Source organism: Blautia massiliensis (ex Durand et al. 2017), from assembly GCF_051861785.1.
Classification (GTDB): Bacteria; Bacillota; Clostridia; order Lachnospirales; family Lachnospiraceae; genus Blautia_A; species Blautia_A luti_A.
Genome location: NZ_CP146725.1, coordinates 2,566,563 through 2,584,679, shown reverse-complemented (window position 1 = coordinate 2,584,679; position 18,117 = coordinate 2,566,563). Strand labels below are relative to the sequence as shown.

At 42.9% G+C, this 18,117-nt stretch carries 16 protein-coding genes and 1 pseudogene; 2 read left to right on the top strand and 15 right to left on the bottom strand.

Annotated elements, in window-relative coordinates; genetic code table 11:
* Positions 1 to 59: 59 nt before the first annotated feature.
* The 4 genes and pseudogenes from V9W66_RS12215 to V9W66_RS12200 form a co-directional block, all read right to left on the bottom strand.
* A complete protein-coding gene (locus tag V9W66_RS12215) occupies positions 60 to 1,796 on the bottom strand; it encodes a S8 family peptidase (RefSeq protein ID WP_144100591.1) in 1,737 nt (578 codons plus the stop codon).
* Positions 1,797 to 2,107: 311 nt separating this feature from the next.
* Entirely contained in the window at positions 2,108 to 3,202 is a 1,095-nt protein-coding gene (locus tag V9W66_RS12210) for a glycerol dehydrogenase (protein ID WP_144093756.1), read from the bottom strand.
* A gap of 37 nt (positions 3,203 to 3,239) precedes the next feature.
* Positions 3,240 to 3,401 (bottom strand): rubredoxin, encoded by a 162-nt coding sequence (gene rd / locus V9W66_RS12205; RefSeq protein WP_144093693.1) that lies wholly within the window; start codon positions 3,399 to 3,401, stop codon positions 3,240 to 3,242.
* A 100-nt stretch (positions 3,402 to 3,501) separates the two neighbouring features.
* Positions 3,502 to 3,852, bottom strand: a pseudogene (locus V9W66_RS12200) (Hsp20/alpha crystallin family protein); the annotation flags it as partial.
* 250 nt (positions 3,853 to 4,102) lie between these two features.
* On the opposite strand from V9W66_RS12200, the gene V9W66_RS12195 reads away from it, so the two are divergent.
* Positions 4,103 to 5,317, top strand: a complete 1,215-nt coding sequence (locus V9W66_RS12195; protein ID WP_144093692.1) for a PucR family transcriptional regulator — start codon at positions 4,103 to 4,105, stop codon at positions 5,315 to 5,317.
* Between the two features lie 232 nt (positions 5,318 to 5,549).
* On the opposite strand, the gene V9W66_RS12190 is transcribed toward V9W66_RS12195, so the two are convergent.
* From V9W66_RS12190 to V9W66_RS12175, 4 genes are all read right to left on the bottom strand, one after another.
* Positions 5,550 to 7,247 (bottom strand): carbon starvation CstA family protein, encoded by a 1,698-nt coding sequence (locus tag V9W66_RS12190; RefSeq protein WP_021652743.1) that lies wholly within the window; start codon positions 7,245 to 7,247, stop codon positions 5,550 to 5,552.
* A gap of 507 nt (positions 7,248 to 7,754) precedes the next feature.
* Positions 7,755 to 7,976: a hypothetical protein gene (locus tag V9W66_RS12185; protein WP_059086708.1), complete on the bottom strand. Its 222-nt coding sequence runs from the start codon at positions 7,974 to 7,976 to the stop codon at positions 7,755 to 7,757.
* 178 nt (positions 7,977 to 8,154) lie between these two features.
* The gene (locus tag V9W66_RS12180) at positions 8,155 to 8,652 is read right to left on the bottom strand and encodes a nitroreductase family protein (RefSeq protein WP_114001788.1); all 498 of its coding nucleotides are present in this window, start codon (positions 8,650 to 8,652) and stop codon (positions 8,155 to 8,157) included.
* A gap of 313 nt (positions 8,653 to 8,965) precedes the next feature.
* Complete coding sequence (locus V9W66_RS12175; protein ID WP_144100589.1) at positions 8,966 to 9,994, bottom strand: zinc-dependent alcohol dehydrogenase; 1,029 nt, start codon at positions 9,992 to 9,994, stop codon at positions 8,966 to 8,968.
* A 174-nt stretch (positions 9,995 to 10,168) separates the two neighbouring features.
* Here V9W66_RS12175 and V9W66_RS12170 point away from each other — a divergent pair, with 174 nt between their 5' ends.
* A complete protein-coding gene (locus V9W66_RS12170; protein ID WP_144100586.1) occupies positions 10,169 to 10,285 on the top strand; it encodes a transposase in 117 nt (38 codons plus the stop codon).
* A gap of 171 nt (positions 10,286 to 10,456) precedes the next feature.
* Here the strand turns inward: V9W66_RS12170 and V9W66_RS12165 are convergent, their stop codons facing one another.
* From V9W66_RS12165 to V9W66_RS12135, 7 genes are all read right to left on the bottom strand, one after another.
* Positions 10,457 to 11,200, bottom strand: coding sequence for a creatininase family protein (locus V9W66_RS12165; protein WP_144094104.1), 744 nt, complete (start codon positions 11,198 to 11,200; stop codon positions 10,457 to 10,459).
* 10 nt (positions 11,201 to 11,210) lie between these two features.
* Complete coding sequence (locus V9W66_RS12160) at positions 11,211 to 12,041, bottom strand: carbohydrate ABC transporter permease (RefSeq protein ID WP_144094105.1); 831 nt, start codon at positions 12,039 to 12,041, stop codon at positions 11,211 to 11,213.
* The gene (locus V9W66_RS12155; protein ID WP_144094106.1) at positions 12,041 to 12,883 is read right to left on the bottom strand and encodes a carbohydrate ABC transporter permease; all 843 of its coding nucleotides are present in this window, start codon (positions 12,881 to 12,883) and stop codon (positions 12,041 to 12,043) included. Before V9W66_RS12155 ends, V9W66_RS12160 begins: the two co-directional genes overlap by 1 nt.
* Positions 12,884 to 12,948: 65 nt before the next feature.
* Positions 12,949 to 14,379, bottom strand: a complete 1,431-nt coding sequence (locus V9W66_RS12150; RefSeq protein ID WP_144100584.1) for an ABC transporter substrate-binding protein — start codon at positions 14,377 to 14,379, stop codon at positions 12,949 to 12,951.
* A gap of 10 nt (positions 14,380 to 14,389) precedes the next feature.
* Complete coding sequence (locus V9W66_RS12145) at positions 14,390 to 15,412, bottom strand: LacI family DNA-binding transcriptional regulator (protein ID WP_144094056.1); 1,023 nt, start codon at positions 15,410 to 15,412, stop codon at positions 14,390 to 14,392.
* Between the two features lie 321 nt (positions 15,413 to 15,733).
* A complete protein-coding gene (locus V9W66_RS12140) occupies positions 15,734 to 16,831 on the bottom strand; it encodes an ROK family transcriptional regulator (RefSeq protein ID WP_144100583.1) in 1,098 nt (365 codons plus the stop codon).
* A gap of 79 nt (positions 16,832 to 16,910) precedes the next feature.
* The gene (locus V9W66_RS12135; RefSeq protein WP_144100581.1) at positions 16,911 to 18,095 is read right to left on the bottom strand and encodes an SAM-dependent methyltransferase; all 1,185 of its coding nucleotides are present in this window, start codon (positions 18,093 to 18,095) and stop codon (positions 16,911 to 16,913) included.
* Between the last annotated feature and the right edge of the window lie 22 nt (positions 18,096 to 18,117).

Below are 18,117 nucleotides of genomic sequence, written 5' to 3'. Positions count from 1 at the left end.
TCATATCAATGTCAGGATCATAAGGCTCGTATCTGAAAATCCTGTCCGTTTCTATATGTTCAGGATATGCCGTATGGGATACTCTCTGCCAGACACAACCGTCCCCATCCCACCTCCACATTCGGATATTCCTCATATCCGCCCACACTCTGTGCGCCTTTCCTCAGATACGCCTTCACCTTTTCCCCATAAAGAAACGGATCATTTCCTTTCACGATCCCCCATTCCATAAGCAGAGCTGCGCTTCCGCTGACAAAGGGTGCCGCAAAGGAGGTTCCGGTGACAGTGGCGTAGCCTCCGCCGGGAACCGGGGCGGAGATGGATACACCGGGAGCTGCGAGGTCAGGCTTCCGGATCGGCAGGAACTGACTTCCCCTTCCGGAAAAATCTGCGTAGGCATTCTGTCTGGAATCATAAGCTCCAACAGAAATAACTTTTCCGGCAGTGGAAGGAATCGTCAAAGTTCCCACAGCCCGCGGAGAATAAAACCCGGTTCCGCGGTTCAGTACATTTCCACCCGGCAGCCAGAGGAAATACTGTCCGGAGCGCACACGTTTTCCACTTAAAAGAACTTTCCAGACACCACTGTCCACATAATTACCCTCAGGAATGAAATCTATGTAGATTTCCTGGGACAGCTGATAGGGACCGGGTTTTCCATAATAGATCAAAAGCTCTGTATTTTCCAGCAGATGCCGCTGTGGCCCCAGCCTTTCATATAATGGACCGATCCGTTCTCCGGACGGACTTTCCAGATAAATTTCCATCTCATCTTCATAATCCTTCCATAACTGTACATTTAATGTGGGCTCAAAAGCTCCCACCGCCAGCTGGATCTCTTCTGTTTTCCCCTGCTGCAAGATTCCTCCTGCATGCCAGGGCTGGCTACCGTTATTTCCGGTTCCTGTAACGATCACAGTCCGCCCCATGGCCGCAACTGTATCAATATAGTTTTCCAGAAGAGAATCCCCTCTGTGAGAACCATAATTATTCCCAAAGCTGACGTTTATAACGATCGGTTTTCTCATCTTCACTGCCTGCCGTATCAGGTAATCAATACCCTCCATCAGCTCCGTTGTCCGCGGAAATGAATTTTCCCGTGGATTTCCCATCTTTACCACCAGAAGATCACTTCTATACGCAACGCCTCGATTCACTCCCTCCGATGCTCTCCCATTTCCTGCTGCTATTCCAAGAACTGCTGTTCCATGTCCGCTGAAATCCCCAGACGGAACAAGGCGCCTGCCTTCGGTTTCCCCGAGTGCAAGCGCCTCATCAATTTCTTCTTTCGTATATTCAGTTCCTGATACATAGTTTTCCGGTGGATTTCCAGCTACACTCTGATCCCACAGTCGCAGGATCCGGGTACTGCCATCCTCATTTCTGAAATCCGGATGGAAATAGTCCACTCCGGAATCCACAATGCCCACCAAAATACCTTCGCCGGTTAAGCCATCGGCTCCATTCTGCACTGGTAAAATGCAGCTTGCCTCCCGCTCTTCAAAGGTCTCAAAGTAGAGTCTCTTGGGCTTTTCTATAAACTCGATCTGCTCTCTGACTGAGTATGCAGCAATTTCCGATTCCGGCAGTGTCACTACTGCATAACCACCAAGCAGCGGGACCACCTGGATCCGCTCACCACCAAGTCCGCTTTCCGGGCCACTGTACTTCACGATCACATCCCACAGCCTGGTGGTAGGATCATATCCCACATTCAGATTTTCTGATTTCGCCCGTTCCTGCGGCAGGGCATTCATGGCGAGATTAAGAAGATTCTCTATTTTCTGGTCTGGCATAAGGCTTTCATTTCCATTGATACATTTTTTTATTATATGCAAAGCTTTCCTGTGACATACTTCCATCACTTAGATCTTATAGATTTTCAAGTGGGGGGGCTTCCTGCTCAATTGCCAGCAGATGTTCTCAGATGTGGAATTCTTGCTACATTTGTTAAAAAGCAATTCTGAATGACTCCCAATGAATGCAGGCGCAAAGGAGCATAAATCATCCTGCGCCTGCTGTTTATTCTTTTTTCCCTCGCAGAAAACATAATACCAACACATCCCAGTACTTACAGAAATAGCATTAACTTTTTCTGACCTGAAAATTATTTTCCAAGTATCAGCTTACCTATTGCATCCGTCTGCAGAATCGCATCATACAGCTCAATAGGCTGTACATCACCTGCAAGATTATGAATGGTTTCGCCTGGTACACATGCCTTCTGAGCGATCATTTTTACCTGATCCTCTGTTGTTACACCAAGCTCCTCAAGCGTTACCGGAAGTCCTACTTCCAGACAGAAATTCTGCACTTCTTCAAACTCTTCTTTTGATGCCCCTTCCAGCACAAGCTGAACCAGTGTTCCAAATGCAACACAACAGCCATGATCTGCATGCTTGATTCCAAGTGCTGTCACTCCATTATAAAAAGAATGAGGAGCTGCACAGTTTACATTATCTGCTCCTACACCTGACAGATATACATTTGCTTCCACAATTGATTCCAATGCCGGTGTTACCGCATGCACCCTGCATGCCTCCAGTGCTTGTCTGCCATACTGGCGAAGAGTCTCATAGCATAACTTTGCAAGTGCCATTCCTGCACGCGTGATACCTGTCCCTTCCAGGCTTGCAGATTCTGTACGCAGGGATGCACGTCCTTCAAAATATGTTCCAAGTGCATCTCCCATTCCTGCAACAAGGAATTTAACTGGTGCATTAGCAATGATCTTGGTATCCACCATAACCGCATCCGGATTTGTCGGATAAAATAGATATTTATCAAAACTGTGATCATCATTGTAAATAACGGACAGTCCGGTACACGGTGCATCGGTTGCTGCAACCGTTGGTATGATAATAACATGTCTGCCAGTATAATAAGCGGTTGCTTTCGCCGTATCAACTGCACTTCCTCCGCCTACGCCAACAACTGCATCTATATGCTCTTCAGTTACAATTTTCTTCATTTTATTGATCTCACTGTGGCTGGAAATTCCTCCAAATATCTCATATCTCCGATAATCATCTGATGAACCAAAGCTTACTTCGATTTTTTCATGACTTGCTTTATATCCACTTCGTGAACAGATAAACAGCCATCTTTTTCCCATATAACCCATTTCTTTCTTAAACTGTAACAGCGCATCTCTACCCTGTACATATTTAAGAGGCTCCCGCATTGCTCTCAATCTTTTCATCATAATAATCTTCTCCTTGTTGTACTGTTATAAGCATTTACTCTTCCGGAACAAATTCATCCTTTCCTACTCCACAGAGCGGACATACCCAGTCATCTGGCAGATCTTCAAACGCTGTTCCCGGCGCAACTCCGTTATCCGAATCGCCAACAGATGGATCATATACATAGCCACATACTTCACATACATATTTTTTCATAATGAACATCTCCTCGTTTCTCACACATCTTTATCAACTTTATTAAAAAGCCTGCCGGATGTTTGAATAGTCACAGCTAGCAGGCTCTTATACTGCCTGGTCATTCAATAGTAACTGTACTACTGGAAGGAAGTTTTTTCGGAGTTTCTTTCGGAAGTGCAATGGAAAGAACACCTGATTCATATTTTGCTTTTACATCCTCCGGTTTCACATTTCCAACATAAAAGCTACGTGAGCAGACACCTGTATAACGTTCCTGACGAAGAACACGACCTTTTTTATCTTCCTCATCCTTATCAAGACCTTTCTGAGCACTGATAGTCAGCTATCCGTCTTTAACTTCAAGACTGATCTCATCTTTTTTGAATCCGGGAAGATCAACATCTAGCTCATAGCCTTTTTCATCTTCGCGAACATCGGTTTTCATCAAATTTAATCTTCGAACATGTTTTCACCAAAAATACTGGATACCATAATAATTCCTCCATTTCCTTTCATGTATTTAATTATGTTTCATATATGTTAAATCCTGTTGTCCGGCAACAACCGTACCCGAATACTGCTTTTCGAATCAGGTTCTTTTTTCTTTCTTCGTTTTTACGCCTTATATTCTACTCTTCTTACTTGAAAAAACAATAAACCACCGCTACAATAACAGAAAAGGATTTGTGCTGACAGCACAGGAAAAAGGAGTGCATATTATGAACGAACTGCAACTGGAATTTGGCAACTTAGATACACTTATAACAGATTTTTTCTTGCAGGATGACTTACGACAGCTGGCCATTGATATTGGGGCAGTACTGGACTGTCCTCTCCTGATATTGGACGACACCTTCCATGTTACTGCTCATCACATGCCGACACATTTTTCCGATTTACTTTTTCAGAATGCCGTGCAGTGTGGACAGATTACTTATGAAGCCAGCGCGATTATCAGCCAGAGTCCTGCTCTCCGCTCCGGAGTGCCCGACTACATCAGGCTGGAAGACAGTGCTTATCTGCGACGTTTTGCACCCTTGAACAGTGCCGGAGTATGCCTCGGATACCTTATCTGTGTGGATATTAATGAAAATCTTCCTGAAATTTCACAGAAAACATGGAATATTATAGAAATGATCCTAGCAAAGCAGATGTTTATACAAGCCAGTCGTCAGAACAAGATGTTCGAAACCGCTGAAGACATTCTTATAAACCTTCTGGATGGCGGTTTTTCATCTGAAGCATATTTTCAGCTCCAGAGCGCCAATACATACCTTTCAGATTTTCACCCTTCCGCTTTTGCACTGATCAACCTCACAGCTTACCACAGCCGATATCTTGGCAAACGACATTTAAAAGAAGAGCTCCGTACCCGTTTTCCTCTTTCTCACGCTTTTATCTATAAAGACGATATTTTTCTGTTTCTGCAAAAAGATCAGAAACTGGATCTGTTCTCTTCACTTGCAGAAGAATTTCATTTAAAAATCATTATTTCAGATTCCATACACAGACTTTTTGACCTACCTTCTCTCTACAGTACTGCCCGCAATGCACTGGCTCTTATGCTTGATGAGCGTTACCACGAGAGCTGTATATCTACAGTTTCTCAGATGAGAACAGCTCTTATGTTAAAAAGCACTGCCGCTCATAAAGAACTGATTTCTCCGTCCCTTTATCGTATTTTTGCTTATGATCAGGAAAAGAAAACCCAGTACTGTGAAACACTTTACTGGTATCTTGTCAGCTGCCACTCCTTAAAAAAAACATGCGATGCGCTTTACACACATCGCAACACAATTCTTTATCGGATTCGTAAAATGCAGGAGGATTTCGGACTTCCTCTGGATGATCCGTCTGCCCACCTGGAACTACTTGCGGGAATCTCCTCTCTTCTGTTTAATATAAAAGGTCCGGGATTTTTTATGCAGCCTTGATAGTCAGGAAAATCTTCATACTCTTGTTAGTAACTTGCCGGCTTTAGGTCAGGCGGATTTTTGCAATCTGCTTCTCAGTTTATGAATAGCAAAGGGGCTGTCGGGAAATAGATAGTTCCAGAGCAGGTTGCAGCGCCAGAAAGCTCTGTAACTGTCAGGATATTTTTGTTTGGTACTGTCAGCTCTACAAAACGTTATTTACCGACAGCCCCTTTTATCTGATATAAAAATATTATGCCGTTGCTTTTTTATCATCTGTTTTCTCAAGCAGCTTCTTCACGCCCTGGATCGCTACCAGTACACCAAGGATCAGCAGTAATACTGCAAATACAAGCTGTAAGGTATTTCCAAGATCCAGCCCTGTTGTTACCAGTGCCTTTGAAAGCTTTGTGATGGTCATGCCAAGTGCTGTGAAGGTAACTGCCATCATGAATACCATCGGGATCCAGAGCATGCAGCCCTGACGTTTTGTTTTCTTTAAGAATACTGCACAGGCTACAAGAGCGAGTACAGATAACAGCTGGTTTGCGGAGCCGAACAGCGGCCAGATTTCAGCATAGCCGACCTTTGTAAGCATGTAGGCAAGTACCAGTGTAATGACTGTTGCGAAATATTTATTTGTTACTACCTTCAGGAACGGGCTCATGTTTTCCTCATCTGTATCAGAATCAAGGAAAAATTCCTGGAATGACAGACGTCCGACTCTGGCTACAGAATCAAGAGAGGTCAGTGCAAATGCGGATACAGCAAGGTTGATCAGGGTAAATACCAGGGAATGCGGAAGGCCAACTACAGAAAGGAAGTTTGCGATAGCACCTGCAAAAATCTGCGGCTGTGTTGTAAGTCCCTGTGCTGCTGCTTCACCGTCTGCAAAGGATGCAACTGCGATCAGTGCGATGATGGCAAGCATACTTTCCATCAGCATTGCTCCAAAGGAAACAGGAAGCATGTTTTTCTCATTTTTGATCTGCTTGGATGCAGTACCGGAAGATACCAGTGAATGGAAGCCGGAAACAGCACCGCAGGCAATGGTTACAAACAGGATCGGGAACATATACTGTCCGTCTACGTTAAAGCTTGTAAATGCCTTCAGGTTACAGGAAGGATTGGCAACAAATACACCGATAACCGCACCGACGATCATGAAAATGAGCAGATAGCTGTTCAGATAATCACGTGGCTGAAGCAGCGCCCATACAGGAGCGACACTGGCGATCAGGATGTATACAAAAATGATGATATGCCAGGTTCCAAGACTTACATACATGGGGAAATTAAGTCCCAGCACAATTGCTGCTACCAGCAGTAAAATTGCGACTGCAGTGTTGACCCATTTGTTGAATTTTGTATATTTAAGGAAAAATCCAAGTGCAACAGCCTCAAATATAAATAACATGGAAGTGGTTGCAACAGCTCCGTTTGCCGCTACCTTTGTAACTGTTCCTGCATCATTTGCGACAAATCCGTTAAAGGTTCCTGCTACAACATCTGCAAATGCGGCAACGACCAGAATACAGAACAGCCAGCAGAATAAAAGAAATAATTTTTTTCCAAGCTTTCCGATATACGCTTCGATGATATATCCGATAGTACGTCCTTTATTCTTTACGGATGCATACATGGATGCAAAATCCTGCACAGCTCCGAAAAATACACCACCGATGAGGATCCATAACAGAACCGGCAGCCAACCGAAAATTGCGGCCTGGATCGGTCCGTTGATGGGACCTGCACCTGCTATGGATGCAAACTGATGTCCAAATACTACATTTGTATCAGCCGGTACATAATCAACTCCGTCCTCCATTTCGTATGCCGGAGTTTTTGCTTTCGGATCAATGCCCCATTTGTTCTGGAGATAACGGCCATACAGAAGATATGCGCCTCCGAGAACTACAATGGCTATGATCATCATTGTTATTCCGTTCATAATATCAACTCTCTTTCCTTTGTATTTTTATATATTAAAAAAGCCCCTGCTATCCTTTCGGATAACAAAGGCGGAATGTTCCGTGGTACCACTTTGTATTCTCATATTTATCACTAAATACAACCACTTAATGCTGTCTCTTCAAACAGCCTCTTCTGTAACGTGAAGACTACGTCCCTGCTTACTTAACCTTTCTATTCAGCGGGATGCTCCCAGGTGATATCACAAAATACCTTCTGCCGCTTCTCACCAGCTACGGCTCTCTGTGATCCGGTCTGCTTCTTATGATCTGTCCTGTTCCATGCATTTCTCTTTTTTATTTATCTAATGTTTTACTCCTTTTTTTATAAAAATTCAACAAATAATTTATATATATTTTATAAATTTGCATATGTTTTTTTATGCATTTTTTAGGTAAAAGCCAAAACACGGCGTATGTAACGAAGCCCGATCTGATCTCAGCTCTGCTTTACGATCCGTTTTCCGTCACATACGCCGCATTATCCATTATTCAGAAAATGTATATCTTACCATGTATCCTTTTCCGTCACCGGTTACGATCACAACTCCGCCATCGGGATTCTCGATCTTATCAATGATCGGAAATCTTCCTTTTTCTTTTACGAAAGCTTCCGGGCTCTCGATATTTGCTTCAATGATCTCCTGCTGAGAATGACGATCGCCGCCGCAGGGATTAATGGTTTCAATAATGATCTCATATTCCTTCATACCCTTCACCTCTTTCATTTTAATTCAGTTTTTCAGTTCTTATACTTACATTTTATCGTAAAAATCCCGGTCATGCAAAATGCGTTCTGCACAAATTTTCAGAGGATTTATTGGTATTTTTCACTACATTCAGACTTCTTCTGTTTCCGGATGTTATCTTCCTCAAAGAAGGCTTTTTTTATTCTACAAAGTGGATCCTGCTCTTATCAAAACGATCCTGCTGCTTTCTGCTCTCTGCCGGGTACCCCAGGGCAAAAAGAGAAAATACCTCCACATTCTCCGGAAGCTTCAGAATATCATGGACCAACGCCATACGATCCTTAAGCGGTGCAATTCCGATCCACACGCCGCCAAGTCCCAGTGCATCCGTTTCCAGCCAGATATTCTCCTGTGCGATAGACATATCGATCTGTGCCATGTCCTGAACAGGCAGTCCCTCTTTCCGATATACCGGAACGATCACAACCGGTGCACCTGCTGCACATCCGGAATAGGGAGTGGCTTTGGAAAGCTCCAGGATCTTCTCCTTATCTGTCACAACATAAAATTCCCACGGCTGCTGATTACATGCGCTTGGCGCCTGCATACCTGCTTTCAGGATCTGAAGGATTTTTTCCTTCTCTACGGGTTTATCTTCATATTTACGGATACTTACTCTGTGAAAAATATTCTCCATGCTATTTTCTCCTCGGCATACTCATATCACTTGTTACAGTTCATACTCATCATACAGCTTCTGACGCCATTTTACATCCGTCATCACACACTGCACTTCATCCGACCGTCCATCCAAAAACAAACGATTGATCACTCCCACCGGTATATACAAATTATACCACATCATCAAAACATAAAAACCCCATAAAACATATTTTTTCAAACTCTACAGGAACTTAAAATGGAAAACGCTCCAGAATACGAAGCTTTCAGAATGTCCATACAGCCAAACATCCGGGAGTTTTTCTTATAGCACTTATAATCTTCAGAAATTATTTCTCCTGCACATTGATGATAACCTTCATGGTTGTCTCACGATTCTCATCAATATACTGATAAGCCTTCAGATAATCTGTGAACTTAAATGTCTTTGAGATCAGCGGCTTTAAATGAACCTTTCCCGCATTTACAAGATCAATGGCATCTACATAATCATCATGACGGTACATCATAGTACTCTTGATATCCAGCTCGTGGTCATTGGCAACAGCAAGGTCAACGGTTGCCATATCCGCAAATACCGCTACCAGTACGATCACGCTGCCTTTTCTCGCATACTGGATGGCCTGTCCCATGGTGATGTTATTTCCGGCACAGTCATAGATCACATCTGCCTTATCCGGACCAAACGCCTCTACCAGTGCCTCTCCGAAATTTTTCTCCTTTGTGTTTACACAGATATCAATGCCGCACTCTTTTGCTTTTGCAAGACGAAGGTCACTGACATCCGTGATCATAACCCTGGCTGCCCCCATTCCTTTGGCTGTCTGCGCAACAAGATTTCCGATGGGACCTGCACCGATCACTGTGATGTTCATCCCTTTTACATCGCCCATCTGCTTCACGGCATGGACTGCAACTGCCAGCGGCTCGATCATTGCACCTTCCTCATAAGACATCTCCTCCGGAATCGGTGTTACCTTAGATGCATCTACTGCAAAGAATTCAGAAGCAGTTCCTGTTGTCTGGAAGCCCATAACCTTCAGTTCCTCGCAGAGATTATACTTTCCATGGCGGCATGGATAGCAATGTCCGCAGTATACCTGAGGCTCGATGGTTACCTTCTGTCCTACCTTAAATCCTGTCACATTCTTTCCAAGTCCCGTGATCTCACCGGATACTTCATGGCCCTGTGTTACCGGATATTTTGTAAAAGGATGCTTACCGTGATATACGTGGATATCAGATCCGCAGATACCAATGTTCATGATCTTAACCAGCACCTGGTCATCTCCCACTTCCGGAACCGGAACCTCTCTGAAAATAATCTCTCCGGGATTTGTCATTACCTGCTGAAGCATCTTATTCTCCTCCTTTAATTTCTTTATATTATATATTATCTTTTATTAATCATTTTATTAAAGTAATTATATTATTGTTCTTTTCTCCTGATCTGTCAAGACAATTTTCTTTGATTCTACTTATTGAACAAGTTTGCAGCTTTATTTTTATGCATATTTCATAATTATCGGTGAATGGAATATCTTATTTCTGATATGTATAATCTATATATTTCTTATGTGAAAAAATATTTTCCGAATGCAGTTTCAGTCGTTGATTCATTTCATGTAATCCTTAATCCTTTTGACTAATCATTTAAGAGGGCCTGGAATTATTCCAGCCCCTCTTAAACAGGCAATATAAAAGGGCCAGCCTCTCACAACTGACCCTCAACTAATTCGACAAACCCTCAGGAACTTCGATCATCTGTTACTTTTCCAGTAGAGATATTTCTTTATAAGACAGTCCAAAACAATCCGTATCTATCTTTCTTTTATTGTTTTGTACTCCTTTTCAATACCTGAGATCAATGTTTTCATTGTATATTCCAGAATTTCATTTCCGAATGCTTCCGATGATTCTCTGACCGGATGACGTCCTGCGATACCGATCAGATTACTCTCATCTTCTTTTACCTGTCCAAAGTCGACCAGTTCCGGCCGAACAGCCATTACGATAGATGTCTCATTTGCTCCGGCATGATCATTCTGATATTTCAGTCTCTCATCATCCGCATAGGTCCATGCTGTCATAATGCACAGTCCGTATTTTTCTTCTGCCTCTTTCTTCATTTCCTGAAATGCATTTGTTGACGGACCGTGTCCATGTCCCACAACGATGCGGACTCCTGCTCTGGAAAGCTGTGCAAAAATACTACGCAGCAGATCCTGAAACAGTTCTTTTTCCATCCAGTAAGCACTGCCCTTCATCTGCTGGGCACAATAGGTATTCAGTGCGCCCTCTGTATTGATATCCATTCCATAAAATACAGTTCCCCGATCATCAAAGAAACGGTCAGGTCCCATGAACAGCATCGGAAGCACTACGCCACCGACTTTTTCTGCCACCCGGACAAACAGTTCTTTTGACTGGATCCCGTCAGCTCCAAGAGGCATGTGCGGACCATGCCATTCCAGTGTGCCAAGTGGCAGATAGGCAACCGGCATCTCCTTTATCCTCTGTACACATTCTTCCGGAAGTAATTCCTCGTATAATACTTTTTTCATGCTAGTCTCCTTATCCCTTTACTGCTCCGGCAATTACTCCCTGTATGATCCATTTCTGGCAGACCATATAGAAAATAACGATTGGTATGATCGCCAGCACCAGCATAGCCATCATAAGTCCCAGATCGATAGAGCCATATCCTCCTCTAAGATACTGGATTGCCACAGAGATCGTTTTGTATTCAGAGCCAATTACAAGATATGGAAGCAGATAGTCGTTCCAGATCCACATGGCATTCAGGATCGCAACTGTCATGACAGTAGGACGTATCACAGGAAGCACGACATTAAAGTAGATTTTCATAATAGAACAACCATCGATCATTGCCGCTTCTTCCAAAGAAACCGGGATTGATTTGATAAAACCTGTAAACATAAACACTGACAAGCCGGCGCCAAATCCTACATAGATAAACACAATGCCGATCAGATTGTCCAGATTAAACATATTTGACACTTTAACAAGAGTAAACATAACCATCTGGAACGGTACGATCATTGCAAAAGCGAACAGATAATACAGTACCTTTGTAAAATGACTTTTTACACGTACCAGATACCATGCTGTCATCGAAGTCAGCAGAACAATAAGGACCACAGATGCTACAGTTATAAATAAAGTAATAAAAAATGCCTGTATAAAACCAGTCTTGATCAGACCCTCTCCATAATTCGCCATTTTTACAAAGGAGTCAGCATTAGGAAGTGCAAACGGTGTACTGTTGATATACAGCTTGCTCTTAAAGGAATTCATAAATACAATAATGATCGGGGCAATAAATAAAACCGAGATCACTGTAAGAATTACGATCATTGCTATTTCGCTTTTCTTGTTTTTCATCAGCTTTCAACCTCCTTACGCCGTGTGACAACAAGCTGCGTTACTGAGATTGCAGCTACGATCAGCAAGAACAGCACCGCTTTTGCCTGTCCTATTCCCTCATATCCCATCCTGTTGTAGAATGAATTATAGATGTCCAGTGCAACCAGCGAAGTTGATTTTCCCGGAAGTCCTGCTGTCAGAGCAAGGTTTAAGTCGAACATTTTAAATGCATTTGTCGTTGTCATAAACAGACAGATCGTAATTGCAGGCATGATCAGAGGCAGGATGATCTTTGTAACCATCTGTCTCCGGTTTACTCCATCGATAAGAGCTGCTTCCTTTACATCCTCTGAAATATTCTGGATAGCCGCAATGTAAATAACCATCATATATCCGATCATCTGCCAGTTCATGGCGATCACCATTCCCCAAAATCCGTATGATGCCTTCACAGTAAGCGTTGTTTTGAAAAAGGCAAGAACACCATTGATGATCAGCTGCCAGATATAACCAAGTACGATTCCGCCCAGGAGATTTGGCATAAATATAACTGTTCGAAAAATATTTGTTCCATGGAGCTTTCTCGACAGCACATAGGCCAGCGCAAAAGCGATCAGATTGATAGTCACAAGATTTACAAGTACAAATTTAACGGTAAACCAGAGAGAAGCCAGGAAATCCTTATCCTGGAATGCAACTATATAATTGCTCAGTCCAACCCACTGTGCATCTGCCACAGTCGTAAATTTAGTAAATGAAAGATAAATTCCCAGTATAAATGGAATAATAAATGCAACTGTAAATGCGATCAGTGTTGGCAGTACCAATATCACAAATCTCTTTTTAAAAGCTTTTTCCATCTTTTACAAACCTCTCTTTTATTACACAGGGCAGAAACATTTCTGTCTCTGCCCATGCTCTTCTACTATTGTGCGATCAGAGCTTTCTCCGATGCCCAGCAGTCGATTGTCTTCTTCACTACATCATCCCATTCCATACTTCCCTGTGCATACTCAAGGAGATAGCTTCCAAGCTGATTTTTAAATTCCTGGCTCGGGAATGTTGCAAAATCCCAGTTGACCGTGTATAAAGAATCATCGTTCATATAAGTCAGCATATCCTGTACAAGCGGGTTATCCGGTCTTTCATCCTCTCCAAATGTGGTAAACGGAGGAATCATTCCAAGGATTCCATTACAGTATGCTTTTCCGCTTTCACTGTTGAACAGCCACTCAAGGAACTTCAGAGAAGCTTTCTGGTCAGCTTCATTAGCCTTGCTGTTTACACAGATATAGTTTTCTGTTCCAACACAGAGTCCCTGTTTTTCTTCTCCCTCTACTCCTGTGTAGATCGGAAGGAACTTAATATCATCCTCTTTGACTACGTTTCCATCCAGGTCATAGATCATTGCCCAGCCCCAGTTTCCATTCTGGATCATAGCCACATCGCCCATTGCAAATTCTGCCATGGATTCCTCAACATTTTTAGCACCGACCATAGTTGGCTCTGTACATGAATTGTTCAGATAAAGATCAAAAATATTTTTGAAGTTCTTATTGTATGTAAATTTGATCTCATCCAGATTATCTACGTCATCATCTTTATACTCATAGTAGATCGGAAGATTCATAAGATGTGTCTGCCAGCGCCAGTCTTCTCCAGGAGCAAATGAAGTAGATCCGAAAACTCCCTGGATCCCAAGATCATCTTTATGCTTTGTCATATCCTCTACTACAGTTTTAAGTGTGTCGAAATTTTTGATCTCTTTTGTATCTGAAATATCAACTGCTTTATCCGGAAGTGCAAAATACTTCTTCATAATTGCATCATTGTAGATGATTCCATATCCTTCTACCGCATACGGTATAGCATATACGCCATCTCCGTCTGTGATCGCCATATCTTTGTCAGTCAGCCATTCATAAATCTGGGAATCCTTCAGATCAGCACAGTAATCTTTCCAGGTCTGATAGCCGATCGGTCCGTTAACATTGAAAAGTGTCGGCATTTCTTTTTTGGAAAGCTCGGATTTTAATGTCTGCTCATAGGTTCCGCTTCCTGCCGTAACTACTTTCATATTGATTCCGGTTTCTTTTGTAAAGCTTCCTGCTACTTCTTCCCATTCAGCGGAAAGCTCAGATTTAAAATTCAGGAAATATACAGAGCCTGTATCTTCTTCGTCTGTATCTTTTTTGGCTGTATCTTCTTCTTTTTTGGCTGTATCTTCCTTGACGGTATCTTCTTTGGCAGTGTCTCCTCCGGAATTGCCAGTATTTCCGGCTGTTCCGCATCCTGCAAGAGTCAGCAGTGACATTGATGCCGCAATACCAGCGGCAATTAATTTTTTCGCTTTCATATTTTTCCTCCTATTTTTCATAATGACCAGGAATCCCCACACTGTCACGGATCTGCAGCAGATATTCATTTTCCTTTTCATCACATAGTCTCTCGACTCCATCCTGTAGATACAGCATGCCGTTTATGATACTTTTTGCCTGATATTCTATCGGCTGACTGATCGTAGACAGTGAGGGCGTTATGCGTTCCGCAAACGGAATACCGTCAAACGAAACTACAGATACGTCCTCCGGAACTCTGTAACCATGCTTCATGATCCAGGACATTACCTCTATCGCAACTTCATCGCTAAAACAAAACAATGCCGTTGGCAGCTTCTGAGGTACAAATATCTTCTCTATCACAGAAATCAGACTGCTTTTTTCATAGTCTCCATGGATCTGACCGATCAGGGATTCTTCCTGATCCAGCTGCATCTGCTTTACAGCTCTTAAAAATCCCCGTTTCCTTGCAATAAGGAAACTGTCATCCATTTCGTCAATGCAAAAGATACCCCCTATCCTTCTGTGGCCAAGCTGGGCAAGATAGCATACGGCCTCATAGACAGAGCTTTCATTTTTTTCCATGATGTTCAAGCGCATTTCCGGTGACTGCATATGACAGACTTTAATCCTAAAATGTTCTTTTATATACGCTTCCTCTTCCCGCGAAAGCAGAAAAAGGCTAAAGCAGACTTCGATCCCTCTGATCTCCAGTTCTCTTAATGCTTCCAGTTTTTCCTCAAATCCAGAATTGCAATAACGGATAATACAGCCATATCCCATCTTACATGCAAACTCATTCAGATACCGAAACAAAAGAAGCTGATACTGATTGATGTAGTTTGTCATTATAAAGCCGAACAGCTTTGACTTTTTACCAGCCAGATACTGTGCGTGGACGCTGGGATTATAATTGTACTTTCTGATGGTATCTACCACTCTTTTCTGCAGCTTTTCGCTGACAGGTTTGGAACGGTTGATAACACGGGAAACTGTAGCAATCGAACACCCGCTTTTTTTCGCGATAAATTTAATATCTACATTTGCCATATTTAAAATTCCTCCGGAAGAATTCTATGGTTATATCTTATAGGAAAACGTTTACATTTCAATTGTGAAATACTTACAAAATTAGCTGGATAATCAAAGTTTTTGAGGGCCACCCCTCAAAAACAGGCACTATAAAAGGGCCAGCCTCTCACGACTGACCCTCAACTAATTTGGCAAACCCTCAGAAACTTCGATCATCCTTTCTGTACTCATATGCTGAATCCACAGGCTTCGTTTCTGTTGGCTTATCCTATTATAAATTTACATGTCAGGCTCAGAAGTTCCCCTCTGCCTATCGCTGTTCACAAGCGTACAGGGCACTTACTCGATCCGATTGAAAAAATATTTCGCTGCGCCCACAGCAGAGGCCTCTTTCCGGTACGTACAATTTTTCAGATATCTGGTATCACGGTCAAAGCCGTTATATTTCAGCACTTTTTCCCCAAGGGGCAGCATATAATCTGAAAGATATCCACCGACTTCTCCACCAAGGATAATATCCATATCATAGGCCATGCGGAGATTGGAGATCAGCACAGCCAGATTGTCCAGATATTCCTCCCATTTTTTCTTCGCCTCGCTCTTTCCACTGGCGAGCGCTTCCATAAACAATTCCAGAGATTCATATTCACCGGCTGTCAGTGTGCTGGACGCACAATACGCATCCGCACAACCCTTTTTTCCACAGTAGCATTTGCGCCCGCCCGGTACAAGGATCATATGTCCGAATTCTCCGGCTTTCTGATTTTGTCCCGTAAACAGCTTTCCGTCAATGCAGAAAGCACCTCCCAGTGTATTATTCAGTGAAAGATAGATCGCATTCTGATACTGATGGATATCCTCTGCCATCATAGCGGCATTGGCATCATTTTCAAAATAAACCGGACAGGAAAAAGACTGCTCCAGAAAGCTGAGACTGTAATTCTCGATCTGAAGCGCATGGGATTTTATAACCATGTGCTGCTCCCGGCTGATGATCCCTGGAATGGATATCCCGATCCCAAGAAGCTTATCCGGAGCTTCCATATCTTCCAAAAATCCTTTTACCAGTGCAGACAGCTCCACACAGTACGAGGCATCCGGAGAAAATTTCATTCTGACGCGATCCATCTTCTCAATTTCGGCCCTCATATTCACCAACGTCATACCCACATGATTTGCTGTGATCCGGATTCCCAGAGCATATCGGTAAGAAGGATTGATCCCTATGCTCTTTGCCTTTCTGCCTCCTGTGGAAGCATATTCTCCCGTTTCCACAAGTACGCCTCTGTCCAGCAGTTCATTAACATTGGAAAGCACGGTAGGCATGCTTATATTCAGGTTCCTGGAGATCTCTATCTTTGACGTATTCTGATGATTCATTACGTAGCTGATGATCCTAGATCTGGTATTACTCTTTTTCTCTGCTTTTCCTGCCATATGAAACCTCTTATCTGCTTTTATAAATAGTTTTATAAAAGTATGATATTCCTTTCCGGCAAGTTTGTAAAGGCTTTTATCAATACCAGCGAGTCATCGGCAGATCATTATTCACACCTTTTGTCATAAGGATCTGGTGAAGATCGATAATTCCGTTGTGGAAGGTTGCCGCACATGCTGACAGGTACAGATCCCACATACGCAGGAACTCTTCATCAAACATAGTCTTTTCTTTTTCAATATTGTCCCGGAAATTCTTTTCCCAGTGAAGCAATGTCTTATTGTAATGCAGACGGAGATTTTCGATATCCAGGGTATGGAAATTGTCCTCTGCCATATGGTTCAGGATCTCACGTAAGCTCGGAACAGTTCCGCCCGGGAAAATATATTTCTTGACCCACGGATCACCCGGATGCTCCTTCAGGGCACTGATAAAGTGAAGCAGGAACAGTCCGCCCGGCTTCAGAACCTTTTCCACACAGTCAAGGAACAGCTGATAATTATCACGTCCAACATGCTCCAGCATACCGACACTGACAACACGGTCAAACTGATACTCCTTCTTCGGCAGATCACGGTAATCCATCAGCTCTACCGTAAGATAATCTTCCAGACCCTGATCCTTGATCCGTCTCTGAAATTCTGCATACTGTTCATGACTTAAGGTGATACCGGTACCATGAACCTTATATTTCTTAGCTGCCTCGATCAGCAGAAAGCCCCAGCCACAGCCGATATCCAGAAGACTCATACCCTCTTCCAGATGTAATTTTTTGAGAATATAATCAACTTTATTTACCTGTGCCTGATACAACGTATCATCCTCATGGATAAAATACCCACAGGAATAACTCATAGTCTCATCCAGCCAAAGTTTATAAAAGTCATTTCCAATATCATAATGGCTGGTCACTTCCTTTTCCTGGTTCTTCTTGGATGTTGAACTGAACATGATCTTTTTCAGAGCAGATTCATTGGTAGAAAATTTCCCCATCTGACCCAGAAAATGATCCAGCGCTTCATAAAGATTTCCCTCGATATCCAGATCCCCACGCATATACGCCTCACCCAGTGCAAGGGATGTGCTCTTCATCAGATCCGCCAGAGGAATCGCTTTCTTAAAATTCACCGTAAATGTAGGTTCACCCTCTCCGATGTGATGCTCGGAATTCTTGAACTTTACCAGAAATGGATAATCTGTAAAGCGTTCAAGAAACTGTACCATTGCTTTCTCTTCCGTCTTCTCCTGTAATGTCTCAAACATAATAGTCTACCTGCCACTCAAA

Bases quoted from the DNA above. Each gene is read 5' to 3' on its own strand.
- V9W66_RS12215 (WP_144100591.1), bottom strand. From the start codon at position 1,796: ATGCCAGACCAGAAAATAGAGAATCTTCTTAATCTCGCCATGAATGCC.
- V9W66_RS12210 (WP_144093756.1), bottom strand. From the start codon at position 3,202: ATGAAAAGATTGAGAGCAATGCGGGAGCCTCTTAAATATGTACAGGGT.
- rd (WP_144093693.1), bottom strand. From the start codon at position 3,401: ATGAAAAAATATGTATGTGAAGTATGTGGCTATGTATATGATCCATCT.
- V9W66_RS12195 (WP_144093692.1), top strand. From the start codon at position 4,103: ATGAACGAACTGCAACTGGAATTTGGCAACTTAGATACACTTATAACA.
- V9W66_RS12190 (WP_021652743.1), bottom strand. From the start codon at position 7,247: ATGAACGGAATAACAATGATGATCATAGCCATTGTAGTTCTCGGAGGC.
- V9W66_RS12185 (WP_059086708.1), bottom strand. From the start codon at position 7,976: ATGAAGGAATATGAGATCATTATTGAAACCATTAATCCCTGCGGCGGC.
- V9W66_RS12180 (WP_114001788.1), bottom strand. From the start codon at position 8,652: ATGGAGAATATTTTTCACAGAGTAAGTATCCGTAAATATGAAGATAAA.
- V9W66_RS12175 (WP_144100589.1), bottom strand. From the start codon at position 9,994: ATGCTTCAGCAGGTAATGACAAATCCCGGAGAGATTATTTTCAGAGAG.
- V9W66_RS12170 (WP_144100586.1), top strand. From the start codon at position 10,169: ATGGAATATCTTATTTCTGATATGTATAATCTATATATTTCTTATGTG.
- V9W66_RS12165 (WP_144094104.1), bottom strand. From the start codon at position 11,200: ATGAAAAAAGTATTATACGAGGAATTACTTCCGGAAGAATGTGTACAG.
- V9W66_RS12160 (WP_144094105.1), bottom strand. From the start codon at position 12,041: ATGAAAAACAAGAAAAGCGAAATAGCAATGATCGTAATTCTTACAGTG.
- V9W66_RS12155 (WP_144094106.1), bottom strand. From the start codon at position 12,883: ATGGAAAAAGCTTTTAAAAAGAGATTTGTGATATTGGTACTGCCAACA.
- V9W66_RS12150 (WP_144100584.1), bottom strand. From the start codon at position 14,379: ATGAAAGCGAAAAAATTAATTGCCGCTGGTATTGCGGCATCAATGTCA.
- V9W66_RS12145 (WP_144094056.1), bottom strand. From the start codon at position 15,412: ATGGCAAATGTAGATATTAAATTTATCGCGAAAAAAAGCGGGTGTTCG.
- V9W66_RS12140 (WP_144100583.1), bottom strand. From the start codon at position 16,831: ATGGCAGGAAAAGCAGAGAAAAAGAGTAATACCAGATCTAGGATCATC.
- V9W66_RS12135 (WP_144100581.1), bottom strand. From the start codon at position 18,095: ATGTTTGAGACATTACAGGAGAAGACGGAAGAGAAAGCAATGGTACAG.